The organism is Salinispora pacifica DSM 45544 (assembly GCF_000378845.1).
GTDB lineage: Bacteria > Actinomycetota > Actinomycetes > Mycobacteriales > Micromonosporaceae > Micromonospora > Micromonospora pacifica.
In genome coordinates, this window is record NZ_KB905359.1 from 4,606,711 (window position 1) to 4,630,029 (window position 23,319).

Annotated in this window: 21 protein-coding genes and 1 pseudogene; 11 read left to right on the forward strand and 11 right to left on the reverse strand. The window is 70.1% G+C overall.

Annotated features, from left to right (window positions below; translation table 11 throughout):
- The first annotated feature begins 103 nt into the window (after positions 1-103).
- Together ctaC and SALPAC3_RS0121220 are read left to right on the forward strand one after the other, a co-directional pair.
- Entirely contained in the window at positions 104-1,075 is a 972-nt protein-coding gene (gene ctaC, locus SALPAC3_RS0121215; protein ID WP_026185786.1) for an aa3-type cytochrome oxidase subunit II, read from the forward strand.
- Positions 1,076-1,085: 10 nt separating this feature from the next.
- Entirely contained in the window at positions 1,086-1,511 is a 426-nt protein-coding gene (locus SALPAC3_RS0121220) for a cytochrome c oxidase subunit 4 (RefSeq protein WP_018223183.1), read from the forward strand.
- 197 nt (positions 1,512-1,708) lie between these two features.
- On the opposite strand, the gene trpD is transcribed toward SALPAC3_RS0121220, so the two are convergent.
- The 3 genes from trpD to SALPAC3_RS0121235 form a co-directional block, all read right to left on the reverse strand.
- Positions 1,709-2,770 carry an anthranilate phosphoribosyltransferase gene (trpD, locus tag SALPAC3_RS0121225; protein WP_018223184.1) on the reverse strand — a complete coding sequence of 354 codons (1,062 nt, stop codon included), beginning with the start codon at positions 2,768-2,770 and terminating at the stop codon, positions 1,709-1,711.
- 78 nt (positions 2,771-2,848) lie between these two features.
- Complete coding sequence (locus tag SALPAC3_RS0121230; protein WP_018223185.1) at positions 2,849-3,244, reverse strand: response regulator; 396 nt, start codon at positions 3,242-3,244, stop codon at positions 2,849-2,851.
- 93 nt (positions 3,245-3,337) lie between these two features.
- Positions 3,338-4,306 (reverse strand): cytochrome c oxidase assembly protein, encoded by a 969-nt coding sequence (locus SALPAC3_RS0121235; RefSeq protein WP_018223186.1) that lies wholly within the window; start codon positions 4,304-4,306, stop codon positions 3,338-3,340.
- Positions 4,307-4,413: 107 nt separating this feature from the next.
- Between SALPAC3_RS0121235 and ctaE the strand changes: the two genes are divergently transcribed.
- The 5 genes and pseudogenes from ctaE (at position 4,414) to SALPAC3_RS26080 (ending at position 9,493) form a co-directional block, all read left to right on the forward strand.
- Entirely contained in the window at positions 4,414-5,013 is a 600-nt protein-coding gene (gene ctaE, locus SALPAC3_RS0121240) for an aa3-type cytochrome oxidase subunit III (RefSeq protein ID WP_018223187.1), read from the forward strand.
- A gap of 70 nt (positions 5,014-5,083) precedes the next feature.
- Positions 5,084-5,917 carry a cytochrome bc1 complex diheme cytochrome c subunit gene (gene qcrC, locus SALPAC3_RS0121245; RefSeq protein WP_018223188.1) on the forward strand — a complete coding sequence of 278 codons (834 nt, stop codon included), beginning with the start codon at positions 5,084-5,086 and terminating at the stop codon, positions 5,915-5,917.
- Between the two features lie 67 nt (positions 5,918-5,984).
- Complete coding sequence (gene qcrA, locus SALPAC3_RS0121250; RefSeq protein ID WP_018223189.1) at positions 5,985-7,070, forward strand: cytochrome bc1 complex Rieske iron-sulfur subunit; 1,086 nt, start codon at positions 5,985-5,987, stop codon at positions 7,068-7,070.
- Positions 7,067-8,674 carry a cytochrome bc1 complex cytochrome b subunit gene (gene qcrB / locus SALPAC3_RS0121255; RefSeq protein WP_018223190.1) on the forward strand — a complete coding sequence of 536 codons (1,608 nt, stop codon included), beginning with the start codon at positions 7,067-7,069 and terminating at the stop codon, positions 8,672-8,674. The genes qcrA and qcrB overlap by 4 nt, the downstream gene beginning before the upstream one ends.
- A 140-nt stretch (positions 8,675-8,814) precedes the next feature.
- Positions 8,815-9,493 (forward strand): annotated as a pseudogene (locus SALPAC3_RS26080) (DUF4142 domain-containing protein).
- A gap of 108 nt (positions 9,494-9,601) precedes the next feature.
- Here the strand turns inward: SALPAC3_RS26080 and SALPAC3_RS0121265 are convergent.
- The 5 genes from SALPAC3_RS0121265 to SALPAC3_RS0121285 all read right to left on the reverse strand — a co-directional run bounded on the left by SALPAC3_RS0121265 (position 9,602) and on the right by SALPAC3_RS0121285 (position 15,054).
- Positions 9,602-9,889, reverse strand: a complete 288-nt coding sequence (locus SALPAC3_RS0121265; protein WP_018223191.1) for an Lrp/AsnC family transcriptional regulator — start codon at positions 9,887-9,889, stop codon at positions 9,602-9,604.
- A gap of 31 nt (positions 9,890-9,920) precedes the next feature.
- Positions 9,921-10,793 carry a nucleotidyltransferase family protein gene (locus tag SALPAC3_RS0121270; RefSeq protein WP_018223192.1) on the reverse strand — a complete coding sequence of 291 codons (873 nt, stop codon included), beginning with the start codon at positions 10,791-10,793 and terminating at the stop codon, positions 9,921-9,923.
- Positions 10,790-11,332: an NUDIX hydrolase gene (locus SALPAC3_RS0121275; RefSeq protein WP_018223193.1), complete on the reverse strand. Its 543-nt coding sequence runs from the start codon at positions 11,330-11,332 to the stop codon at positions 10,790-10,792. The genes SALPAC3_RS0121270 and SALPAC3_RS0121275 overlap by 4 nt, the downstream gene beginning before the upstream one ends.
- Before the next feature lie 53 nt (positions 11,333-11,385).
- Entirely contained in the window at positions 11,386-13,173 is a 1,788-nt protein-coding gene (locus SALPAC3_RS0121280) for a RelA/SpoT family protein (RefSeq protein ID WP_018223194.1), read from the reverse strand.
- 111 nt (positions 13,174-13,284) lie between these two features.
- On the reverse strand, positions 13,285-15,054 hold the full coding sequence (locus SALPAC3_RS0121285) for a DEDD exonuclease domain-containing protein (RefSeq protein ID WP_018223195.1): 1,770 nt from the start codon (positions 15,052-15,054) through the stop codon (positions 13,285-13,287).
- Between the two features lie 171 nt (positions 15,055-15,225).
- Here SALPAC3_RS0121285 and SALPAC3_RS0121290 point away from each other — a divergent pair, with 171 nt between their 5' ends.
- From SALPAC3_RS0121290 to SALPAC3_RS0121310, 4 genes are all read left to right on the forward strand, one after another.
- The gene (locus SALPAC3_RS0121290) at positions 15,226-16,833 is read left to right on the forward strand and encodes an NYN domain-containing protein (RefSeq protein WP_018223196.1); all 1,608 of its coding nucleotides are present in this window, start codon (positions 15,226-15,228) and stop codon (positions 16,831-16,833) included.
- Between the two features lie 182 nt (positions 16,834-17,015).
- On the forward strand, positions 17,016-17,225 hold the full coding sequence (locus SALPAC3_RS0121295) for a hypothetical protein (RefSeq protein ID WP_026185787.1): 210 nt from the start codon (positions 17,016-17,018) through the stop codon (positions 17,223-17,225).
- Positions 17,226-17,479: 254 nt separating this feature from the next.
- Positions 17,480-18,739 carry a M48 family metallopeptidase gene (locus SALPAC3_RS0121305; RefSeq protein ID WP_018223199.1) on the forward strand — a complete coding sequence of 420 codons (1,260 nt, stop codon included), beginning with the start codon at positions 17,480-17,482 and terminating at the stop codon, positions 18,737-18,739.
- Entirely contained in the window at positions 18,736-19,866 is a 1,131-nt protein-coding gene (locus SALPAC3_RS0121310; protein WP_026185788.1) for a glycosyltransferase family 4 protein, read from the forward strand. Before SALPAC3_RS0121305 ends, SALPAC3_RS0121310 begins: the two co-directional genes overlap by 4 nt.
- Before the next feature lie 89 nt (positions 19,867-19,955).
- Here the strand turns inward: SALPAC3_RS0121310 and SALPAC3_RS0121315 are convergent, their stop codons facing one another.
- From SALPAC3_RS0121315 to SALPAC3_RS0121325, 3 genes are all read right to left on the reverse strand, one after another.
- Positions 19,956-21,665, reverse strand: coding sequence for a putative bifunctional diguanylate cyclase/phosphodiesterase (locus tag SALPAC3_RS0121315; protein WP_018810855.1), 1,710 nt, complete (start codon positions 21,663-21,665; stop codon positions 19,956-19,958).
- Between the two features lie 40 nt (positions 21,666-21,705).
- Positions 21,706-22,515, reverse strand: coding sequence for an SAM-dependent methyltransferase (locus SALPAC3_RS0121320; protein ID WP_018223202.1), 810 nt, complete (start codon positions 22,513-22,515; stop codon positions 21,706-21,708).
- Positions 22,516-22,647: 132 nt separating this feature from the next.
- Positions 22,648-23,313 carry a response regulator transcription factor gene (locus SALPAC3_RS0121325; protein ID WP_012014490.1) on the reverse strand — a complete coding sequence of 222 codons (666 nt, stop codon included), beginning with the start codon at positions 23,311-23,313 and terminating at the stop codon, positions 22,648-22,650.
- Positions 23,314-23,319 lie beyond the last annotated feature (6 nt).

Here is a 23,319-nt window from a genome sequence, read left to right on the forward strand (position 1 = left end):
AATCTGCGACCGTCGGTGACCCCTTTGCCGCCGGTGTTGTAGCTCCACCGGCGGAGGCCGGCAGACCAGATGACACGGCGGCGCGCTAGGGAGGCAGGACCAGGTGGTCGCAAGGAGTTCGGAGGTACGGCCGTCGGCCGTACGGCACAGCGCCTACCCGGGAGCCGGTGGGCGCCGGGTGCGGGGTGCCGGCCGGGTGGCTGGGCTCGGTCTCGGCGGAGCGGCACTGTTGGTCCTGCTCACGGGCTGCGATGTCGGCGCCGCGTTCGGCGGCTTCGGCTGGCCGCAGGGCGGCATCACCCCCGAGGCGAACCGGATGTACGACCTGTGGATCGCCTCGTGCATCGCGGCGCTCGCGGTCGGTGTGTTCGTGTGGGGCCTCATCTTCTGGTGCGTGGTGCGCTACCGGAAGCGGGGCAACGAGCTGCCGGTGCAGACTCGCTACAACCTGCCGATGGAGTTCCTCTACACCATCGCCCCGATCCTGATCGTCGCCGTGCTCTTCTACTACACGGCGATCGTGCAGACCGATGTGGGGAAGACCTCCCGGGACCCGGACGTCACCGTCGAGGTGGTCGCCTTCAAGTGGAACTGGCAGTTCAACTACCGCGACGGCCAGGGCGTGGAGGCCAACACGGTCGCTTCGGTCCTCGGCACCAGCGAGGTCATCCCGATCCTGGTGTTGCCCTCGGACCGGTCGATCCGCTTCGAGGAGACCAGCCGCGACGTCATCCACTCGTTCTGGGTGCCGGAGATGCTGTTCAAGCGCGATGTCTTCCCCGGCAGCATTCGCAACGTCTTCGAGGTCTCCAAGCTTGAGGGCGAGGGTGCGTACGTGGGCCGCTGCGCCGAGCTGTGCGGCACCTATCACGCCTTCATGAACTTCGAACTGCGGGTTGTCACGCCGGAGAAGTACGACCAGTTCCTCGCCGCCAAGCAGGATGGACAGTCCACGCAGGAGGCGCTGATCGCGATCGGTGAGGATCCGTACGCGATGACCACGGAGCCGTTCGACACCCGACGCACCGAGTCGAACTTCAACCCCGACAAGTCGGCCAGCGGCGCGGGTAACTGAGGGAGCAGGCATGAAGACCGAGTGGCGCATCTTCCTCATCATCGCCGGGTTCCTGCTCTTCGCCGCGGCGCTCTATGGGGGCTGGACCTATGGCGACGGCGGCCAGATCGAGTGGGTTGGCACCATCGCCCTGTTGTTGAGCTTCGCGCTCTGTCTGATGTGCGGTGGCTTCTTCTGGTTTGTCGCCCGGCGGATCGATCTGCGCCCCGAGGACCGGGCTGATGCGGAGATCGCTGATGGCGCGGGTGAAGTGGGCTTCTTCAGCCCGGGCAGCTACTGGCCGTTCGGGATCGCGCTGGCAGCCACGGTCGCCGGTCTCGGCCTCGTGTTCTGGCAGCTCTGGCTGCTGGCTGTCGGCCTGGTAGCGGTCGTCTTCGCCGCCTGTGGCCTGCTCTTCGAGTACTACAGCGGTACCCGGCGCACCGCCGAGCACTGATTACCACCAGTCGAACGGCCCGTTCCCGGCAGGGAGCGGGCCGTTCGCCGTGTGGATGGCGCTCGCAGCTGGACACGGGAGATCGGCCGGGTCGGTTGATCGTCTCCCGGCCGGCCCAACCTGGCCGCCGGCCCCTTCCGGCGGTCTGGCGTTGGCTGAGCTGGTCCGCCGTCCGTCTGGGCCGGCCTGGCGTTGGCTCAGACGGACGCCGGCCGGACGGCCTGGGCGACCTCGATCCAACGGTCCAGAGTCCGGGCCGCGGCGCCGGAGTCGATCGAATCGGCGGCGCGGAGTAGGCCGGCCCGGAGCGCCTCGGTGAGGTCTGTGTTCAGAGGTCCCTGGGTGGCAAGTGCGGCGGCGGCGTTGACCAGCACCGCGTCTCGTACCGGCCCGGTCTCTCCAGCCAGCAGGCGGCGTACCGCGTCGGCGTTGTAGGCGACGTCACCACCGCGGAGGTCGGCGAGGGTGGCCCGGGGTATCCCAAGGTCGGTCGCGTCGAGCACTGCCTCGGAGACCGTGCCGTTCTGTGCCGCCCAGACGCGGGTGGGGGCAGCGGTGGTGAACTCGTCGAGCCCGTCCTCGCCGCGCAGGACGAGCGCCGAGTCACCGCGGGCGGCGAAGACCGCGGCCATGACCGGCGCCATCCGAGCGTCGAAGCAGCCGACCGCGCCGGCTCGGGGACGAGCCGGGTTGGTGAGCGGGCCGAGGAAGTTGAAGGCGGTCGGTACGCCCAACTCCCGACGGACCGGGCCGGCGTGGCGCATCCCGGGGTGGAACCGGGCGGCGAAGCAGAAGCCGATCCCCGCCTCGGCGACGCAGGTCGCCACCGCCTCGGGGCCCAGGTCCAGCGGCAGACCGAGGAACTCCAGAACGTCCGCGGTACCGCAGGACGAGGAGGCGGCCCGGTTGCCGTGCTTGACGACCCGTACGCCGGCGCCGGCGACTACCAGAGAGGCCATGGTGGAGATGTTCACGGTGTGCGCGAGATCGCCGCCGGTGCCCACCACATCCACTGCGGTCGCGCGTAGCTCCGCGGGTAGATCGACTCGAACGGCGTGCGTGAGCATCGCCTCGACCAGGCCGGAGAGCTCGGCGGGGGTCTCGCCCTTGGCCCGCAGCGCGACGGCGAAGCCGGCGATCTGCGCCGGGCCCGCCGATCCGGACATGATCTCACCCATCGCCCACGCGGTGTCGGCGGTGGATAGCTCGTCGCCGCGCAGCAGCGCGGCGAGCAGGTGCGGCCAGGTCCGTTCGCCCATCAGGGCCTCCCGAGCGGTCCAGGGGTTGGGATCCGGCGCCGGCGGATCCGGCGCCGAGGCGGTGCCGGAGTGGGGACGTCAGGTCGGTGCGTGGGTCCGCAGCACTTCGGCAACGGTCGTGCCGGTGGTCACCGGATCGAGTGGATGCACCAGGGTGGCGTCAACCTCGGCGTAGGCGGCGAGCCATCGGTCGGCGGCGCGAGCGAGCACCACGCAGGTGGGCGGGGCGTCGGCCCGGTCGTCCTTGATCTGCCGGGCGATGCCGAGGCCGCCGCCGGGGTGGGCCTCGCCGTCCAGGAGCAGGAGATCAATTTCGTAGTCGTCGACCAGCCGGATGCACTCGGCGTAGTCGGACGCGTCGACGAACTCAACCAGGAGGCCGGGGGCGGGCCGGGTGCCGACGGCGAGTCGCATCCGATCCCGGACCTGTGGGTCGTCACTGTAGAGCAGGACAGTGCACCGACGATCGCTCATTGCTTAACTGGCTCCCACCTCGTAGCTATCCGCCGATCGTACCGGGCGTACCCAGCAGGGCTTCCGCGGGCGGTGCTCCCCGATCCCCGGCAGTCAGCCCATCGCCGGGCTGGCCCGCTGTTCGGCATCCTGGCGGTCCAGCTCGCGGTCGATCCGGCGGGCCTCCTGTTCGGCCTGGCGCATCCAGCGCACGACCAGCACCGCCAGCATGGTGACGCTGACGAACTCGCCGCCCGCCCAGAGGATGCCGCCGGCGATCACCTGGTCCTCCCACGGGTCGGCCCAGGTCAGGCCGAGCGAGGAGTGCCAGTCGCCACCGAAGAGGGCGGTTGACTGCATGACGGTGAGTCCGAGCACGGTGTAGAACGGCACGGAGAGCAGCATCAGCAGCGCCCGGCCCGGGTAGGGCCAGCGGTTGGGCAGCGGGTCGAGCCCGAGTAGCGGCCAGAAGAGGACGCATCCGATCAGGAGTACGTGTGCGTGGACCACCTCGTGCGCCCACGCGTGTTCGAGCGTGTAGCGGTACAGGTCGGTGAAGTAGAGGGCGAACGGGGTGGCCATGAAGATCGCGAAGGCGACCAGGGGGTGGCTGCAGAGCCGGGCGGTCCGGCTGTGCACGAGCGTTCGCAGCCGCTCGCGCGGGTGTGGTGGCAACGCCTGTAGCGCCAGCGTGACCGGGGCGCCCAGGGCCAGGAAGATCGGTGCCACCATGGAGAGCACCAGATGCTGCGTCAGGTACACCGACAGCAGCGTCGTGTCGTAGGCCGCCAGCCCGCTGAGGGTCACCGTGGCGATGCCACCGAGGCCGGGGCCGAGGAAGAGCAGCGTTCGGGCCACCGGCCATCGGTGGCCGCGCACCCGGAGCCGACGTACGCCGTAGAGGTAGAGTCCAGCTGCGAGCGCCAAGCCGACGGCGATCCAGCTGACTGGCTGCACCTCGGTGAAGATCGACGTGAGGCTGAATGGCGGTGGGACGGTCGCGGGCGCCGCCGGTGCGGCGACCGAGGTCGCGGCGGGTGCGGCGACTTCGGTGGCAATGGAGATTGGATCGACGCGCTGCACGTTTTTACCCTAGGTGAGGCTAATCGGACCCCCCCGATCGGGCTGCCCGGAGCACCGGTTTGGGCCCCCGCTGATCGCCGGCCTCGCTTAACGGCAATAATGACCGCGTGACTGCGGCCCCAGCGATTGACAAGAGCCGGATCCACTCCCTGACGCGACCCAACATGGTCAGCGTCGGGACGATCGTGTGGCTCTCCAGCGAACTCATGTTCTTCGCGGCGCTGTTCGCGATGTACTTCTCGATCCGTGCCGCGGCGCCGGAGCAGTGGGCGGAGCACACTCCGCACCTGAATGTTCCGTACGCGACGACGTTCACGGTGATTTTGGTGCTCTCGTCGGTGACCTGCCAGATCGGCGTGTTCGCCGCGGAGAAGGGGGACGTGCACGCCCTGCGGCGCTGGTTCACGATCACCTTCGTGATGGGACTGATCTTCGTACTCGGCCAGCTGAACGAGTACCGGGAGCTGATCCACGAGGGCGTCAAGATCAACGAAGATGGCTACGGGTCGATGTTCTACCTCACCACCGGCTTCCACGGCCTCCACGTGGCGGGTGGTCTGGTCGCCTTCGTCATCTTCATGATCCGCACCACCATGGGCCGATTCACGCCGGCGCAGGCGACGTCGGCGATCGTGGTGTCGTACTACTGGCACTTCGTCGATGTGGTGTGGATCGCGCTCTACGGCATGATCTACTGGCTTCAGTGATCTTGGCGCCCCGAATCGCGCCGCTGCTTCGTCCCCTCAGGCAAGGTCCAACCGGTTAAGGACACAGGTCATGACTTCTGACAACGACCGCCGACGCGGTCTGTTCGCGCGGCTGCGCGGGCGGCCCGCGGCGCGCAGCCGGGGCCGCCGCCGGCTGGGTGCCGCGGTCCGGCTGCTGGCAGCGCTGATGTTGGCCGGCGGCGCCTACACGGCCTTCGCCCCCAGCGTGCAGGCGCAGGACACACCGATGTCCAGCGCCGCCGCGGACGGCAAGGCGCTGTTCAACGAAAGCTGTGTGAGCTGCCACGGTCGCAACGCGCAGGGCGTCGAGGGGCGCGGCCCGAGTCTGGTCGGTGTTGGCTCCGCCTCGGTTGAGTTCCAGGTGGGCACGGGTCGCATGCCGATGGTCCGGCAGGAGGCCCAGGCGCCCCGCAAGCCTCCGGTCTTCAACCCCGATGAGATCCGTCAGCTCGGGCAGTACATCCAGGAGCTTGGTGGCGGCCCGGAGTTGCCGGCCGGCGAGAACCTCCACCAGGACGGCAACCTCGCCGCCGGTGGTGAGCTGTTCCGGATCAACTGCGCGCAGTGCCACGCCTTCGGCGGTGGCGGCGGAGCCCTCTCGTCGGGTAAGTACGCGCCGAGCCTGAAGCCGGCCAGCGACCGTCAGATCTACGCCGCGATGCTCAGTGGCCCGCAGAACATGCCGGTGTTCGGGGACAACCAGATCACGCCCGAGCAGAAGGCGGACATCATCGCCTACATCCAGGCGAACCTGAACCACAACCAGGACCCGGGTGGCTTCAACCTCGGCCGCTACGGCCCCTCGACCGAGGGCTTGGCGATCTTCCTGGTCGGCATCGTCGCGCTGGTCTTTACCACCCTGTGGATTGCGGGTAAGTCGTGACCGGGCGGTTCCTGACCAACATTGCGCCGGTGTCGCGGGTCGGCACCGCCCACAGCGAGGTGACGGCATGACCACCACTCACCCTGGACACGCGGGCGGCGACCAGCCGGTCGACCTGGATGATCCGGATCTCAGTCGCTTCGACATCGTCCGCGCGGGCGCCCGTGCGGACGACATCCAGATCGTGCACTACGAGCCGCAGGTCGTGCCGGGTAGTAAGGCCGAGCGGCGACTGAGTCGTACGGTCGCCCTGTTCTTTCTGCTGACCGGCGTCTCTGCGACCGCCTTCCTGGCGATCTACATCTGGTGGCCCTGGGAGTACGAGCTGGGCTACGGCGGCGACAAGTGGTATACGCCGCTACTCGGTGTCACCCTGGGTATCTCCCTGCTCGGTATCGGCTTCGGCATCCTCACCTGGGGCAAGAAGCTGCTGCCCAAGGAGGTGTCGGTTCAGGACCGGCATGAGGGCGAGGTCAACGAGCGGGACCGCAAGATCACCGCGCAGACGATGCTCTACATGGCGGACGAACTGGGCGTGAAGCGCCGGCCGTTGCTGGGAGTCTCGTTGCTGGCGGGTCTCGCGCCGGTCGGGGCGGTTGCCGCGGCGCCGCTGGTGGGTGGCCTGATCTCGCAGCCACACAAGAACAACCAGATGTTCACCACGGGTTTCGCGCCCACCGAGGGCGGCCAGAAGGTCCGGCTGGTCCGTGAGGACGGCCGACCGATCCGCCCGGCGGACATCAGCACTGGTGGCCAGATCACTGTCTTCCCCGGCATCGAACACGGGGTGAGTAACAAGTACGCGGACTCGCCGGCGTTGTTGATCCACCTTCGGGACGCGGATGCGCAGGAGGCCCGCGAGGCCAACGCGCGGATCGGTCACGACGACTTCATGTGGGGCAACTTCGCCGCCTACTCCAAGATCTGCACGCACGCTGGCTGCCCCGCCAGCCTCTACGAACAGCAGACCAACCGGCTGCTCTGCCCGTGTCACCAGTCGCAGTTCCTGATCACCGACAACGCGAAGCCCATCTTCGGTCCCGCCAGCCGCCGGCTGCCGCAGTTGCCGATCGTCGTTGACGACGAGGGTTACTTCGTGGCCACGTCCGACTACACCGAGACCGTCGGGCCCGACTTCTGGGAGCGGCCGTGAAGCGGCGCAAGTTTGAGATGGCAGCCGTCCCGGGGAACGTGGCCCGGGGAGTGGACGACCGCTTTCAGATGGCCACCCCGCTCCGTCGGCTGCTGAACAAGGTCTTCCCGGACCACTGGTCCTTCCTGCTGGGTGAGATCGCGCTCTTCTCGTTCATCGTGCTGCTGCTCACCGGGGTCTTCCTGACCTTCTTCTTCGAGCCGGCGATGACCGAGGTGATCTACAACGGCAGCTACGCCCCGCTGCGGGGCACGCCGATGTCCGCCGCGTACGCCTCCAGTCTGGACATTTCGTTCGACGTCCGGGGCGGCCTGATCATGCGGCAGATGCACCACTGGGCGGCCCTGCTGTTCATGGCCGCGATCGTGGTGCACATGCTGCGGGTCTTCTTCACCGGCGCGTTCCGCAAGCCGCGGGAGGCCAACTGGATCATCGGCTCGCTGCTGTTCTGGGTCGGCTTCCTGGCCGGCTTCACCGGCTACTCCCTGCCGGACGACGGCCTCTCCGGCACCGGGCTCCGGATCGCCTCCGGCATCATGTTGTCGATTCCGGTGATTGGCTCCTGGCTCACGTCCTCGATCTTCGACGGCGAGTTCCCCGGAACAATCATCGTCAGCCGGTTCTACATCGCGCACGTGCTGCTCATCCCCGGCTTGCTGCTCGCCCTGATCGGCGCCCACCTGGGGCTGGTCTTCAAGCAGAAGCACACCCAGTGGCCCGGCCCCGGCCGGACCAACGACAACGTGGTCGGCGAGCGGATGTTCCCCCGCTACGCGTTGAAGCAGGGCGGCTTCTTCATGGTCGTCTTTGGCGTGATCGCGCTGATGGCTGGCCTGTTCCAGATCAACCCGATCTGGCTGTTCGGGCCGTACGAGGCGTGGGTGGTGTCGGCCGCCAGCCAGCCCGACTGGTACGTCATGTTCCTCGACGGCTCTACCCGGCTGATGCCCGCCTGGGAGATCTACATTCCGATCGGCGATGGGTACGTCATCCCGCCGTTGTTCTGGCCAACGGTCGTGTTGCCCGGGGTGTTGGTGGGTATGTCCGTGCTCTATCCGTTCATCGAAGCCCGGCGCCTCAAGGACTACCGTCACCACAACCTGCTCCAGCGGCCGCGGGACGTTCCGGCGCGGAGCGGGCTGGGCGCCATGGCCGTCACCTTCTACCTGGTGCTGGCGCTCTCCGGGGCGAACGATGTCATCGCCGACAAGTTCAATATCAGCCTGAACGCGATGACCTGGGGTGGCCGGATCGGTCTGCTGCTTCTCCCGCCGCTGGCGTACTTCGTCACCTACCGGATCTGTCTGGGGCTCCAGCAGCATGACCGGGAGGTTCTGGCGCACGGGGTCGAGACCGGCATCATCCGGCGGCTGCCGGACGGTCGGTTCGTCGAGGTGCACCAGCCGCTTCACCGCGAGGACGGCGAACTGGAGTACGTCGGCTGGGTGGTGCCGAAGAAGATGAACCGGCTCGGCGCGCTCGGCCCGGCGATCCGGGGCTTCTTCTACCCGATCGAGAAGCCCGCCGAGGCGCCGGTATCGCCGGCGCCCCCGGTCGATTCGGACACCGAGCGTTCGGAGATCACCAGCGGCGAGCGCCGCTGACCTCACCGCGACGTAACCGCACGTGGCGCCCGCCGGAGTTTCGGCGGGCGCCACGCCTGTTGGCATACCTGGGCCGGGACCGAGGTATAACCCCGGCCAGCCGGGTATCCGTGCGGTCCAACGTCTCTAGGGGAGGACGAATGTTGGGATTCAAACGCCTGGGCCTGCTGGCCGCGCTGGTGCTGGTGGGTATCGCACCCGCCGCGGCTGCCCACGCCGCGGCGCAGCCGTCACAGCAGGACACCCAGTACCTGCAGGCCATTCACCAGGTGAATCAGTTTTGAGATCAGCAAGGGGGAGCTGGCCGGACAGAAGGCCCAGGACCAGGGGGTCAAGAACTTGGGCCAACAGATCGGGACTGACCACACCCAACTGGACGAGACGGTCCAACAGGTCGCCAACCAGCTCGGTGTCGAGCTGTCGAGTGAGCTGACCGCCGACCAGCAGGACCTCACCGACCAGATGAACAACGCCAGTGGCCAGGAATTCGACCAGCTCTGGGTGACCAGTAACCTGACCGCCCACGTCCAGGCCATCCAGGCCACCCAGACGGAGATCTCGCAGGGCTCCGACCCGTCGGTGATCGAGCTTGCGCAGACCGCGCTGCCGACCCTGCAGACCCACTACGACGAGTTGGTCGAGCTGGCCAACCAGATGGGTGTCCCGGTCCCGCAGAGCACCGGCACCGGCACCCCGAGCCCGGGTATGACCACTCCGGGCCCTGGCACCACCGAGAGCCCGGCTCCGGGTAGCACCACCGAGGCGCCGGCTCCGGGTGGCGGTACCGGTACGGAGACCCCGGCTCCGGGTACGAGCTGACCACGATGAGGTAGGTCTGGACCATGATGAGGTAGGTCGACGGCTGGTCCGCCCCGGATGGGGTGGACCAGCCGTCTGCTGGCGCAGGGGCTACGCCCTGCCGCCCCGTCAGTCGGCGGTGCCGAGGCCGATCGCGAACGTCTGCTCGAGGTCGTGCTGCGAGTACGCGCGGAACGCGATGTGGGAGTCGGTGTTCAGCACCCCCGACACCTTGGAGATGCGCCCCGCGATCACCTCAGCGATCTGCTCGAACTCGCGGACCCGGACTATCGCGACCAGGTCGACCTGCCCGGCCACTGAGTAGACCTCGCTGACACCGGGCAGGGCGGCGAGTGCCTCCGCCACCTCGGGGATCGAGTCGGTGGCGCAGTCGATCAGGACAATCGCGGTGATCACGGGAGTTCGCTCCGTTCGTCGGCTTCCCCGCTCATGCTAGACGCTCCGGTAGTGGCGGTTCGCTGACGACGACGGTGAGATCGGTCCCCACCCGGATCGCGTTCTGAACATGCTCCTCCGCTGCTACGGTGGCGCCCGGCCAGACCACGGCCCTGGTGACAGCCCCGTGTACCCGGGCACCCGCCCCGACCACTGCCGACCGGCACCGGCCGGTGACCAGCGCCGTGGGGTGAACCAGGGTGCCGCCGCCCGCGGCGTGCAGGTTGGCGGTGAGGTAGTCGGCGGGTGTGCCGGTGTCATAGAACGTGCCGGGATAGGGGACCACGGTCAGCTCGCCGGCCGCCTCCGCCGGCCGCCAGACCGTCCGGACCAGATCGCCGAACTCCAGTGGTAGGTCCCGAACTCGCCACCAGGGCAGCAGGGAGAAACCGGTGAAGGCGTGGCCGTCGAAGGTGCCGGGTGCCGTTGGGTCCACGGCGGGCTGACCCAGCAGTCGTACGGTCTCGCCATCCCAGTCCTGCAGGAGCGCGGCAATATCCAGCCCAGGTGGACGGTCCGGGTCGGCGAGGTACGCGTCGGCGTTTCCGACCAGCACGCCCCGCCCGTTGATCCAGTCGCGTAGCTTCGCCAAGCCGCCGGCGGTGCCGAGCGGGCCGTCGGGCTCCACTGACCGGTGGGCGCGGTCGCCGACGTGCGCGACTACCCGCTCGGCGAGGTAGCTGGCGTTGACCGCCACCCGGCTCGTCCCCGCCAGACCGATCCCGGCGAGCCGCGCGAGCACCCGGTCGAGTAGCGGGACGTTCCCGACCGGACAGAGCGCTTTGGGTACCCGCTCGGTCAGCGGACGCAGCCGGCTGCCCTCGCCGGCGGCGAGGGCCACCGCGCAGATCTCGACGGCGGTCACGGCTGGTGGTCGGGGAGCTTAGGCGGGAACTGCCCGGCCAGCGGCCCGATGTCGAAGTAGCCGAGCAGGCGGGCCGTGGGCCAGGTCAACTTCGGCAGGGCGTCCAGCGGGTGCCAGGCGGCCTCGAAGACCTCCGCACCGTCAACCCGCAGGGTCGTGGTTGACGCCGGAACCTCGGCGGTGAACACCACGTCCACCCAACCCTTGTCGTGGACGACTGCGTTCGGTACCGCCGGGGTCAGCTCGTGGGGGGAGAGCCGGATGCCCGTCTCTTCGTATAGTTCGCGGCACGCCCCGAGCACCGGCGCCTCCCGCTTCTGCAACAGCCCCGCTGGCAGCGTCCACCCCCGGCCGGGCGGTTGGCGCAGCAGGAGCAGCCGGCCGGCTCCCGTGGCCTCGCTGTCACGGACGAGGGTGACCGCACCGACGATGTACTTGGGCACGGTCAGCCGGACCAGGCGACGTCGCACGGGCAGCGGGAGCCGGTAGAAGACCTGGTATGCGACGGCGCGTCCGGTTACCCGCAGGCGGCAGATCATGCGTTCAGGCTAATGCCGTCGGGTGAATCTCTGCCGGCCTGGGGCCGGTCGGGTCACCGTCGGTGGTCGACCAGGTCGATGAGTTGCTGTACCACCGCGTCCGGTGCGATCGCCCGGTCGAAGACCGCGACGAGCATCGTCTCCAGGTCGGGGTAGCCGAGCTCCTCGGAGAGTCGGAGCAGGGGTAGGTCGCTGGCCAGACCGCGATCGTGCTTGCGTAGGGCCAGCCCGACGGCGGCCCGGCCGAGGCGGACCTTGTCGGCGATGGAGATTCCGGGTTCGGTGTGGTCGGCGAACCAGCGGTTGATCTGCATCTGGGCTTGCGGGGACTTGACGAAGCCGAGCCACTCCCGGCGGGGACCCCGCGGAGCCCCGTCGAAGTCGCTGGGCGTCTGCTCAGTCTCGGTGAATATCTCCACGACGTCGCCGTCTTCGAGGCAGGAGGAGAGCGGGGCGAGTCGACCGTTGATCCGGGTCGCCAGGCAGTGGTCGCCGCGCTCGGTGCCGAGTTCGTACGCGAGGTCGACCGGGGTGGCACCGGCGGGCAGCACCACCTGTCGCCCGTCGGCGAAGACCTGGATCTGCGCCTCGGCGAGGTCGCTGCGCAGTGACTCCAGGAACTGCGCCGGGTCGGCGGTCTCCTGTTCCCAGTCCAGCACGCGTCGCAGCCAGTCCAGCCGTTCGTCCCGGACGGCCTGGTCAACGCGGGCGCGGGGGAAACGATAGCTGGCGGCGATGCCGTACTCCGCACAGCGGTGCATCTCTTCGGTGCGGATCAACACCTCCACCGTGCGATCTCTTAGCCCGCGGACGCTGGTGTGTAGGGAGCGGTAGAGGTTGTTCTTCGGGGAGGCGATGTAGTCCTTGAACCGGCCGGGTACCGGGGGCCACGTGCCGTGGATGGCGCCCAGAGCCGCGTAGCAGTCGGTGTCCGGACCGTTCACGACGACGACGACCCGGGGCAGGTCGTACGGGCTGGCGTGGTCGCCGGCCACGGTGTCCTTCCAGATTGAGTAGAGGTGGCGCGGCCGAGGGGTCACGTCGGCGTTGACCCGGCTGCGGCGGAGCGCCGTCTTCGCCCGGGAGACGATTTCCGTCAGGTATGCGTCCCAGCCGGGTCGGTCGTGCAGGTGCCGGGAGATGCGATCGTGCTCCTCTGGCTCCAGGTGCATCAGGACAATGTCATCCAGTTCTCGCTTGAGCTTCTGGATGCCCAGCCGATCGCAGAGCGGAACGAGTACCTCCTGGGTCTTGCGGGCGATGCGTTCCCGGGACGCGGCGGAGCGAACCCCGAGCGTGCGCATGTTGTGCAGCCGGTCCGCCAGTTTGATGATCAACACGCGGACGTCCTTGCCGGCCGCGATGATCATCTTTCGGGTCGTCTCGGCCTCGGCGGCCTTACCGTAGAACGCCTTGTCGAACTTGGTCACTCCGTCCACCAGGTGGGCGACCTCGGGCCCGAAATCGTCGGCGAGGGCTTGGAGCGTGTAGCGGGTGTCCTCGACGGTGTCGTGCAGCAGCGCTGCGACCAGGGTGGTCGCGTCCATGCCGAGGCCGGCGCAGATCTGGGCGACCGCGAGCGGGTGGGTGATGTAGGGCTCGCCGCTCTTGCGGAACTGCCCGCGGTGCATCGTCTCGGCGATCGTGTACGCCCGACGCAGCACCGACGGGTCCGTTCCGGAGTGGATGTTCCGGTGGGTGCGGACCAGCTCACCAACCGGCTCGGCCTCGGCGGTGGACCACGCCAACAACGTCCGCAGTCGGCGGGTCAGCGGCAGCTCCGCCGGTTGGGGCGGAAGCGCGCCCTCCAGGGCGGCGCCGTGTCCGGCGTCGACATCCACGAGGGATACCTCCTCACCCCGACCCCAGGTCACCGTGCCGGTGCCGGGAGCCGGCCCAGAAACGGGCGGGACTGCACTTGTTAACAGCTTATGCGAGTCAGCGTCATCCGATCAGCTGGTTGGTCCTGGGCTTTCGGTCGAGAATTGGTGGGAAGCCGCGTTTGCCGCCTTCGTAAGCAGGGCTCGGAACCGGCCCGCACCGGCAGCCGGGGAGGCCCAGGCGGACGACATCTCCACCAACCGCGTCTCCGGACGCTCCAACCAGGACAGGATGCGCTCGGTCTCCTCGGCGCTGGTAGCCGGAGTAGGTCCGTGCCCCGGGGCGACGGTCTCCGCGGTCGCCCGGATCGTGGCGATCGTTGGTCGTGGGTGGATCCCGGGCGGGGACACCGCGGCGCCGGCCAGCCGTCCATGCCGTACCAGCGCCAACTCCCAACCTCCATCCGGCGCCGGCCGGGCAGCCACCACCTCGGCAATCCCGGTGAGCGCGGCGAGTCGCTGCATCCGGGTGATCGCGCGGAGCACGGCGGTGAGCCGGGACCGCACCACCGCGGCCTCCTCGTAGCGTTGTCCCGCCGAGAGCGTCTCGATTCGGTCAAGCAAGGCGTCCACCACGCCCTGCGGGTCGCCGTCACACGCCGTACGGAAGGGCGTCGTCGCGCGGTCCGCGTACTCCGCCGGGGTGATCCGGTGCTCGCAGGGTGCCAGGCAGCGACCCAGCTCGGCTACGGCGCAGGCCGGCGTGACCTTCCGCAGCGACAGCCGGTGCGTGCACTGCCGCAGCGGTATCGCGTCGTGGAAGCCGGCCGCGGCGAGCTCCGCGGCGCGGCGGGAGGCGAAGGGCCCGAGGTAGGCCTCGTCCCCCGGGGCCAGGTTTCGCACCACCGACAATCGTGGGTACGCCTCGTCGGTCAGCTTCAGCCAGACCACCCGCTCGGGGAACTTCGACCGTCGGTTGTACGGCGGGGCGTGCGTCCCGATCAGGCGCAACTCCCGCACCTCCGCCTCGAGCGAGTGGGCGCACTCCACCGCCTCCACCCGCTCGGCGGCGGCGAGCATCTCCGAGATGCGGGCCCGCTTCTCCCCGGCCGTGAAGTAGCTGCGGACCCGGGTGGCGATGTCGACCGAGGTGCCGACGTAGAGCGGGCGTTCGTCGGTGCCCCGGAACAGGTAGACCCCCGGCGAGTGGGGCAGGCCCTCGGCGAGGTGCCGCTTGCGGCGCTGCGTCGGGGTGACCGCCCGGGCGAACTCGATCGCCTCGCCGACAGTGTGCACCCGGTGACCACCGAGCCGGGCGATCAGGCCGTGGAGCACGTCAACGGTGGCCAACGCGTCGTCCAACGCCCGGTGGGTGGGCCGGGTGGCGGTGCGAAAGTATGCCGCGAGGGTGCCGAGTCGGCGGTTGGGCACCTCGTCGCGGGTCAGCACCCGTCGGGCCAGCGCCGCGGTGTCCAGCACCCGCGGGCTCGGCCAGCGATAGCCGTGCGCCGCGCAGGCCGCCTTGAGAAACCCCACGTCGTACGGGGCGTTGTGGGCGACCAGGACCGCGTCGGCGGAGAGGAACTCGAGGAAGCTCGGCAGGACCTCGGTGATCGGTGGGGCGGGCAGCAGCATCGCCTGGGTGATGCCGGTGAGCACAGTGACGAAGGGCGGGACCGGAGTGCCGGGATTGACCAGGGTGCCGAGCACACCGAGCTGCTCACCGCCGCGGACCTTCACCGCACCGATCTCGGTGATGCCGCCGCCGTCCGGCGCGCCGCCCGTGGTTTCGAGGTCGACCACGACAAAGGTGGTCGCGTAGAGCGGCAGCGCCGGGTCAACGCCGCCGACAGCGGGGTCGAGACCGGCTAACAACTCCTGGACATATTTCTGTGGTGCCATCGGCGGGCACGCTAACGGCCCGGTCCGACACCGCTTCCTGCGGCCTTCGCCATCGCGTCGTCCGGAGCATCGCCGACTTCGGCGGGTGGCGTAGCGTTGACAACAGTCCTGCGATGAGATATTGGCTCACTCGCTCGGCGGTGGGTCGGGTGACAGTGGGAGACTTACCATATGCCCCTCGCCGAGCCGTACGACGACGACCACCGCCCCGCGGAGGAGTCGGTCGCCGCTGCGCCGGAGCCGGGCATCGAGGGTACGGGGGGCACCCTCGATGATCCGGTCGCCGCCGGCGCCACCGCGTCCACCGCCAACCCGGCCAGCACCGGCATCGCCGGTGCGTCCGGCTCCGGACCCGGCAGCGGGGCCGATCCCGTGCCGTCCGCTGACGGTCCCGCCTCGCCGGGCGACGGTGTCGTGCCGTCCGCTGACGGTCCCGCACCGTCGGGCGACGAGGACCCCGCAGCGGAGGACGGTCCGGAACCGGTGCTGCCGGAGCCGGTCCGGCAGCGGATCGTGGTGCTGGCCGCCGCGGTGTTGCCCAGCCTGCCCGCGGACGAGGTGCCGGTCCCGCTGCGCCGGGTGGCCAAGTTCGCCCCCAACCGGCGGGCGCGGCTCGGCGCGCCGATGATCGCGACCCAGTTGACCGGCGACCCACTGTTTCGTCAGCGGGTAGCCGCGCGGGTGCTTGCCGACGCCGGTGACCTTGGCGCGGCGGTACTCGGGGGCACCGCGCCGGCCGCCGCCGAGCCGGTGGAGGTTGCGGCCCTGGCGTACCTGGCGCGCCCGCGGGGGTGGCGGGACCTCATCGAGTCCAGCGGCGCGGCGGTCCGGGCCGAGGCTGACAGCGCAGTCGTCGCCGAGCTGGTCCGAGAGGCCGAGCAGCGGGCTACCCGGGCAGAACACGACCGTGCGGTGGCTCGGGTGGAGGCGGACAAACTCCGCGACGAGCTGGCCCGGGTCCGCGAGGAACTCGGCCAACTCCGGGAGGAGTCGCGGCAGCTTGGCCGGTCGTTGCGGGAGACGCAGGCCCGAGAGCGCCGGGCGAGCGAGCTGCTCGCCACCGAGCGGGGCCGGTCGGCGCGCGCGACGGCGGACGCCGATTCGGAGCTGCGCCGGGCCCGGGCCCGGCTGGCCGAGGCGGAAGCGGCGGCCGGGGTGGCCCGGGCCAGTGCCAAGGAATCCAGGTCGGTTGACGACGCCCGGTTGTGGCTGCTGCTGGAGACGATCGGTCAGGCCGCGGTGGGCCTGCGGCGGGAGCTGGCGTTGGATCCGGCGGACAGGTTGCCGGCCGACTTCGTCGCCGACGCCTTCGCCGACCAGTCCAACGCTCCCGCCACGGGCGTCGCCACCCGAGCCCGGGACTCCGACGATCCGGCCCGGTTGGACCAACTACTCGCCCTGCCCCGGGCTCATCTGGTGGTGGATGGCTACAACGTCACCAAACGGGGCTTCGGCGAGATGTCACTGGAGCAGCAGCGCAAACGGCTGATTACCGGGCTGGGGGGGATCGCCGCGCAGACCGGCGACGAGGTGACCGTGGTCTTCGACGGCGCCGAGCGGATGCATGGCCTGCCGCCGAGTCCTCGCGGCGTCCGGGTGCTCTTTTCCCGTAAGGGCGAGACGGCCGACGAGTTGATCCGGCGGCTGGTCCGGGCCGAGCCGTCGGGGCGGCCGGTGGTGGTGGTCTCGGCGGACCGGGAGGTGGCCGATGGCGTACGTCGGCACGGCGCCTACCCGTTGGGCGCCGACGCGCTGCTGCGCCGGCTGGCCCGTTCCTGACCGGCCGGGTGACCGGCCCGAGCGGGACACGGCAGTCGGTTTGACTCCCGGGGATCCCGGTGGCGAGTTGATCGAGTTGTCCCGGATCTGTCATACGCTTTGGCTAGCGTCGATGTGACTGACGGTGCTGGGAAGACCTCGCAGAGGTGGGATGGGTCACCGTCGGCGCGGCGGGAGGCGTGATGGTGATCGACTGTGACGGGTGCGTGGGCCGGACAGACGGCTGTTCGGGTTGCCTGCTGACCGTTCTGCTCAACGAGACCGTGGAGTTCGGCGCGGCCGAGGCGCGGGCGATCGAGGTGTTCGCTCGGGCCGGGTTTGACGTGCAGGTGCTGCCGGAGCCCCGGCCTCCGGTACACCGGCCCGGTCATCGCCACCATCGGGTGGCCTGACCTGCCCGTGGGAGCGGGTCGGGCCACGTGGTGCCGTGGGGCGGGAGCTGCGTGGTGCCCGCGGAGCCTCGACACACCCGCCGCGGTCGGCCGCGATCGTCCGGTGGTCGTCGATGGTGTGTGCACCCCGTCCGTCGGGACCGGGTGGCCACTACGATGGGCGCGCACAGCGGGAGGAGTGGCATGACGCGGGAATGGCGCGCTGCGGGCAGGTCCATCGCGATCGCCGGCATCGGGGGCCGGGAGGCGATCCAGTGAGTCCGCGCGGCTGGGCCCTGCTCACGCTGGTCGGGCTGGTCGCTGCGCTGGCCGTCACCGCCGCTGTGCTGATCCCGTGGCAGCGCCCGCCGGCCCCGCGAGCCGACCAGCTCGCCGCCCTGGATGAGCTGCCCGGAGAGCAGGTGCGTAGGGGGCGGGAGTTCCGGGCGGCACTGCGGCCCGGCGGCTGGGCGGCGCTCGGCGTCGGCCTGTTGGTGGCGCTCGCGCTGGGGCTCACCCCGCTGGGCAGCCGCTTGGTGGAGCTGGTCGGCCGCCCGTTCGGTGGGCACTGGGCCGCGCAGGCGGTGCTCGGCGGGCTCACCGTGGTGCTCGTCGCCGACCTCATGACCCTGCCGTTCGCCGTCTGGCGACACACCGTGCTCACCCGCTACGGGCTGGCCACCAACGGCTGGGGTGGCTGGACCGTTGACCTGCTCCGGTCGTACGCGGTCAGCGCCGTCATCGGGGCGGTGGCCCTGGGTGGCTTCTACACCGTGATCCGGCTGGCGCCGCGCTGGTGGTGGGCGTTCGGCGCGGCCGGGGCAGCCGGCCTGGTGATGCTCCTGTCGTTCGTGTTCCCGGTGCTGGTGGAGCCGGTGTTCAATCGGTTCACCCCGTTGGAGCCGAGCCCACTGCGGACAGAGTTGATGGAGCTGGCGGAGCGCGACGGCGTACCGGTCCGGGACGTGCTGGTGGCGGACGCCTCCCGGCGCACCCGTGCCGTCAACGCCTACGTCTCCGGGCTGGGGCCAACCCGCCGGATCGTCGTCTACGACACGCTGCTACGCGAAGCCACCGCGGAGGAGGTGACCGCGGTGGTGGCCCACGAGTTGGGGCACGCCAAGGACCGCGACGTGGTGGTCGGCACGCTGACCGGCGCGCTGGGCGCGGCGATACTGGTGGTGACGCTCTACCTGCTCGGGTTTGTCGCTCCGTTGCTCCGGATGGCCGGTGTTGACTCGATCGACCAGCCGCGGGCCTTCCCGTTGCTGTTGGCGCTGGTGACGGTGGCCGGCCTGGTCGCCACGCCGGCGCAGGCGTTGATTTCCCGTCGGGTCGAGGCGCGGGCCGACGCACACGCGCTGGCACTGACCAAGGACCCGGGCGCCTTTGTGGCGATGCAGCGCCGACTCGCCGGCATCAACCTCGCCGACCCCGACCCGCCCCGGCTGGGATACCTCTACTCCGCCAGCCATCCATCCACCGTGGAGCGGATCGCCGCCGCCCGCGCCTACGCCAGGAAGACCAGTCGATGAGCGAGAGCCGAACGTTGCTTGTCACGAACGACTTCCCACCTCGGCCCGGGGGGATCCAGTCTTTCGTGCATGGCCTCGCGGTGCGCCAGCCCGCGGGCTCGGTGGTGGTCTACGCCTCGAGTTGGCGCGGCGCCGAGACGTTCGACACCCAACAGCCCTTCGAGGTGGTGCGGGAAGACACCAAGGTGCTGCTGCCCACCCCACTGGTGGCGCGGCGGGTTACCCAGCTTGCCCGGGAGAACGGCTGCGACACGGTCTGGTTCGGTGCGGCGGCACCCCTCGGGCTGCTCGCCGCGGGTCTGCGGCGCCGGGCCGGCGTCCGGCGGGTGGTGGCACAGACCCACGGGCATGAGATTGGCTGGGCAGCGCTGCCCGGTGCCCGTTCCGCGCTACGCCGGATCGGCCGGGACGTTGATGTGACCACATACCTGGGGGAGTACACCCGGCTCCGGCTGGACCGGGCGTTGCGCGGGGCGACCGAGCTGCGTCGGCTCGCGCCCGGTGTCGACCTTGACACCTACCATCCGACCGTGCGGGGCGACTCGGTGCGGGCCCGGCTCGGGCTGGTTGACCGACCGGTCGTGGTCTGTGTGTCCCGGCTGGTGCCGCGAAAGGGGCAGGACACCCTGATCCGGGCGTTGCCGGAGATCCGCCGCCGGGTCCCGGACACCGCACTGCTGATCGTTGGGGGTGGTCCGTACCGGAACGGGCTGGGGAAACTGGCCCGGCAGGTCGGTGTCGAGCGAGACGTGGTCTTCACCGGTACGGTGCCGGCGGCGGAGTTGCCCGCGCACTACGCGGCCGGTGACGTGTACGCGATGCCGTGCCGTACCCGGAACCGGGGCTTGGACGTAGAGGGGCTGGGCATCGTCTACCTGGAGGCCTCCGCGACCGGGCTCCCCGTGGTGGCCGGTGACTCCGGCGGCGCACCGGATGCGGTGCGCGACGGCGAGACGGGTTTCGTGGTGCGGGGGCGGGACGTGGCCCAGCTTGCCGACCGGGTGGCGACCCTGCTCGCCGACCGGGATCTGGCCCGCCAGTTTGGTGCCGCCGGTCGGGCCTGGGTCGAACGCGAGTGGCGGTGGGAGACCCAGGCCGCCCGGATGACCACCCTCCTGCAGCCCTGAGCGACGCGGTGGGCGGGTGGCCCGGGAGGAGCAGGGGCCCGGAGTACACGCGGTGGGCCGGGCGGAGCGGTGTTCGGCCCCGGCGGCTGTCAGCCCAGTCGGGCCAGAATCCGGTCGGCGGGTTCTGGGCGGCCGAAGTGCCAGCCCTGGCCGGCGTCGCAGCCGATGGCCCGCAGCCGTTCGGCCTGCCCGGCTGTCTCCACCCCCTCCGCGGTGACGGTCAGGTTGAGCGCGTGGGCCAGCGAGACCAACGACGCGACGATCCTCTCGTCTGCCTGGGGCTCCTGGGCACGCAGCCCGGCAACGAACTCCCCGGCCACCTTCAGTTCGGTTACCGGTAGGTCGCGCAGGTACGCCAGGTTGCTGTAGCCGGTGCCGAAGTCGTCGATGGCGATGCGGACACCGAGGTCTGCGAGGTGGCGCAGCGCCCGCACCGGTTCCTCGGCGGGGCTCATCATGGCGCTCTCGGTGATCTCCAACTGGAGACGTTCCGGCGGTAGTCCGGTGTGCCGCAGGATGCTGCGGACCTCCTGCACCAGGCCCGGTCGGTGCACCTGCCGGACGGCCAGGTTCACGCTTACGAACGGCGTCCCGGCGGTCGTCGACCAACTGCCGGCGGCCCGGCACGCTTCGGCGAGCACCCAGCCGCCGAGCGGGATGATCAATCCGGTCTCCTCGGCGAGGCCGATAAACTGGCCCGGCCGCAGGACACCCAGCTCCGGATGCCGCCAGCGCACCAGTGCCTCCACACCCAGCACGCGGCCGTCGCGTAGGGAGGCGAGTGGTTGGTAGTCGAGGTAGAACTCCCCCCGGTCCAGCCCGGCCGGGATCGCCGCGGTCAGTGCCTGGCTGGTTAGCTCTCGGCGGTCGCGCTCGGCATCATAGAGCATCCACCGACCGCCGCCGGCTGCCTTGGCCCAGTGCAGGGTGCAGTCGGCGGCCCGCATCAGCTCGTTCGCGGTGGCGCCGGCAACCTGCCGCTCCACAATGCCGATGCTGGTCCGAACCGTCACCTCGCGGCCCGCCACCTCGGCCGGTTTGTGCACGGCGGCCAGGGCCGCCTCCGCCACGGCGATCACGTCCCGGGTGCCGCCGGTGCGTTCGATCAGGATGACGAACGCGTCGCCGCCGAGCCGGGCGACCAGATGCCCGGTGAGAGCCTGGCGCAGCCGGTTGGCCACTTCCGTCAGCACCCGGTCTCCGGCCTGGTGTCCGTGCTGGTCGTTGACCCGCTTGAACCCGTCCAGGTCGAGAAAGCAGAGGCCGACCCGGTCCGTGTCCCGCTGCGGCGCCTTCAGCGCCGCGGTGAGCCGTTCGGTGAAGAGATTCCGGTTTGGCAGGTCGGTGAGCGAGTCGTGGGTGGCCTGGTGCCGAAAGCGGGCCTCACTGGCCCGGAGCGCCCGCTCGGCCTTCGTTCGCTGCGCCATCGCGGCCCGCCGGATCGTCTCCTGCTCGTCCAGCGTGCGGTCGCGCAGCGCGCGGGCGTACCCGGTGGTCACGGCGGCGAGCAGCCGGGCCAGCCGGTCCGCCACGTCCTCGGCGACCAAGCCCAGGTCGCGCACCAGGCGAAGTTGAACGACCTCAACGGTACGGCCCAGCGCCTCGGCGGAGGCGATGTGTGCGGCCACCAGCTCGGCGCCGACGCGCTGCCCGGCTCGCAGGTCGAACGGCTCGGCGAGCAGGGCTGCCGCCAGCTGCCGGGCGAGGCGGTCAAGTAGTCGCTTGAGCTGTGCCTGGGTCATCGGCAGGTAGCTCGTCCCGGTGATCGCGTTCGCCCACTCCTGGGTAAAGGCCGCCATGCCGGGGCTGGCGCCGTTTGGGTGAGCCGCGGTGGCTGGGCTAGCCACCGATCCGCCCCACGCCACCGAGGAACGCCGACGCCTCGGCGTTCACGCTGCTTTCCGGTGTCTCCGGTCGCCACTGCGGGACCCACACCACTCCGGGCTCGACCAGCTCGAAACCGTCGAAGAGCGTGGTCAGTTCGGAGCGGTCGCGGAACCACAGTGGACTGCCGGTGCGTTGGTACACCGCCTCGGCGTCGCTCCGCTCGGTGTCCCGCCGCCCCTCGTCGCTGGCCTGCGAGAGCACCAGCCAGCTTCCGGGAGCGAGGGCCTCGCGCAGGGTCCGCAGCAGCTCGGCGGGGCGGTCGTCGTCGGAGACGAAGTGCAGGACGGCGACGATGAGCACCGCCGTCGGCTCGTTGAGGTCGAGCAGCCGACGGAGCTCGGGATGGCTGAGGATGCGGTCGGGGTGCCGCAGGTCCTCCTGCACCACGGTTGCCTGGTTGTTGTCGGAGAGAATCTCCTGGCCGTGCGCCACCGCCACCGGGTCGGTGTCGACGTAGACGACCCGGGAACTGGGCGCGACCTGCTGGACGATCTCGTGCACGTTGCCGACCGTGGGGATTCCGGAGCCGATGTCGAGGAACTGCCGGACCCCGGCATCGACCAGGAAGTGCGCCGCCCGGCGCAGGAAGGCGCGGTTTGCCTGAGCCATCAGCGGGGCCTCGGGAACGGCTGCGACCATGGCCTGTGCTGCTGCTCGGTCCACCGCAAAGTTGTGGGAGCCGCCAAGGTAGTAGTCGTACATGCGGGCGACACTGGGACGCTCGATGTCGATGTCGTCGGGTGCCCAGTCCGGCCGTCGCATGCCTCACCTCTTCGTGCGCACGGGGACCGTCCCTGCAAACTGCCCCTCCGCCGGGGGAGACCATAGCGCGACATCGCGCCGACCAACACCGCCGTAGGTGAGAAGTTGTCCGCTCGTTAGCTGAGCGGTGGGTCAGAATTTGGGCGCGTCGGGAGCCTCGAGCAGACCGAGTCGGAGCGCAGTCATCAATGCCTGGGCACGATTGGCGGCGCCGAGCTTCTCGTACAGTTTGGAAATGTGCGTCTTGGCAGTGGACTCACTGACGAAGAGTTGCTTGGCGATGCCAGCCACGCTCATTCCATCGGCGAGTAGGCGCAGCACCTGCCCTTCGCGTGGGGAGAGCTGCGGCCCGGACGGGGCCAGCCGGCGCTTCATCGCCTCAGCCAGGTCGGCAGCGGTGAAGGCGCTGGGTGAGGAGGCGGCGTGCCGGGCCGCAGCGACCACCTCATCCGCCGGGGCGGTCTTCGGGACGAAGGCGCTCGCGCCCGCCTCGAGCGCGCCGAAGAGCTGGTCGTCGCCGGCGTACATGGTCAGCACGACGATGCCCATCGTGGCGCTGGACTTGCGTAGTGCGCGGGTGGCCTCGAGGCCGCTGCCGTCGGGCAGTCGCAGGTCCATGATGACCACGTCTGGTTGGAGGGCGCCGGCTTGGCGGACCCCCTCGGCCGCGGTGGCAGCCTCGCCGACGACCTCGAACTGCCGGTCGCGCTCGAAGGCATGCCGCAGCCCCTTACGGATCAGGTCGTGATCGTCCACAAGGAGGACCTTGGTGCGAGTGGCGGGTGTCGGTGTGGTCATCCTCGG

Coding starts and splice junctions, on each gene's coding strand:
- SALPAC3_RS0121220 (WP_018223183.1), top strand. CDS start 1,086: ATGAAGACCGAGTGGCGCATCTTCCTCATCATCGCCGGGTTCCTGCTC.
- trpD (WP_018223184.1), bottom strand. CDS start 2,770: ATGGGCGAACGGACCTGGCCGCACCTGCTCGCCGCGCTGCTGCGCGGC.
- SALPAC3_RS0121230 (WP_018223185.1), bottom strand. CDS start 3,244: ATGAGCGATCGTCGGTGCACTGTCCTGCTCTACAGTGACGACCCACAG.
- qcrC (WP_018223188.1), top strand. CDS start 5,084: ATGACTTCTGACAACGACCGCCGACGCGGTCTGTTCGCGCGGCTGCGC.
- qcrA (WP_018223189.1), top strand. CDS start 5,985: ATGACCACCACTCACCCTGGACACGCGGGCGGCGACCAGCCGGTCGAC.
- SALPAC3_RS0121275 (WP_018223193.1), bottom strand. CDS start 11,332: ATGATCTGCCGCCTGCGGGTAACCGGACGCGCCGTCGCATACCAGGTC.
- SALPAC3_RS0121285 (WP_018223195.1), bottom strand. CDS start 15,054: ATGGCACCACAGAAATATGTCCAGGAGTTGTTAGCCGGTCTCGACCCC.
- SALPAC3_RS0121290 (WP_018223196.1), top strand. CDS start 15,226: ATGCCCCTCGCCGAGCCGTACGACGACGACCACCGCCCCGCGGAGGAG.
- SALPAC3_RS0121295 (WP_026185787.1), top strand. CDS start 17,016: ATGGTGATCGACTGTGACGGGTGCGTGGGCCGGACAGACGGCTGTTCG.
- SALPAC3_RS0121310 (WP_026185788.1), top strand. CDS start 18,736: ATGAGCGAGAGCCGAACGTTGCTTGTCACGAACGACTTCCCACCTCGG.
- SALPAC3_RS0121315 (WP_018810855.1), bottom strand. CDS start 21,665: ATGGCGGCCTTTACCCAGGAGTGGGCGAACGCGATCACCGGGACGAGC.
- SALPAC3_RS0121320 (WP_018223202.1), bottom strand. CDS start 22,515: ATGCGACGGCCGGACTGGGCACCCGACGACATCGACATCGAGCGTCCC.
- SALPAC3_RS0121325 (WP_012014490.1), bottom strand. CDS start 23,313: ATGACCACACCGACACCCGCCACTCGCACCAAGGTCCTCCTTGTGGAC.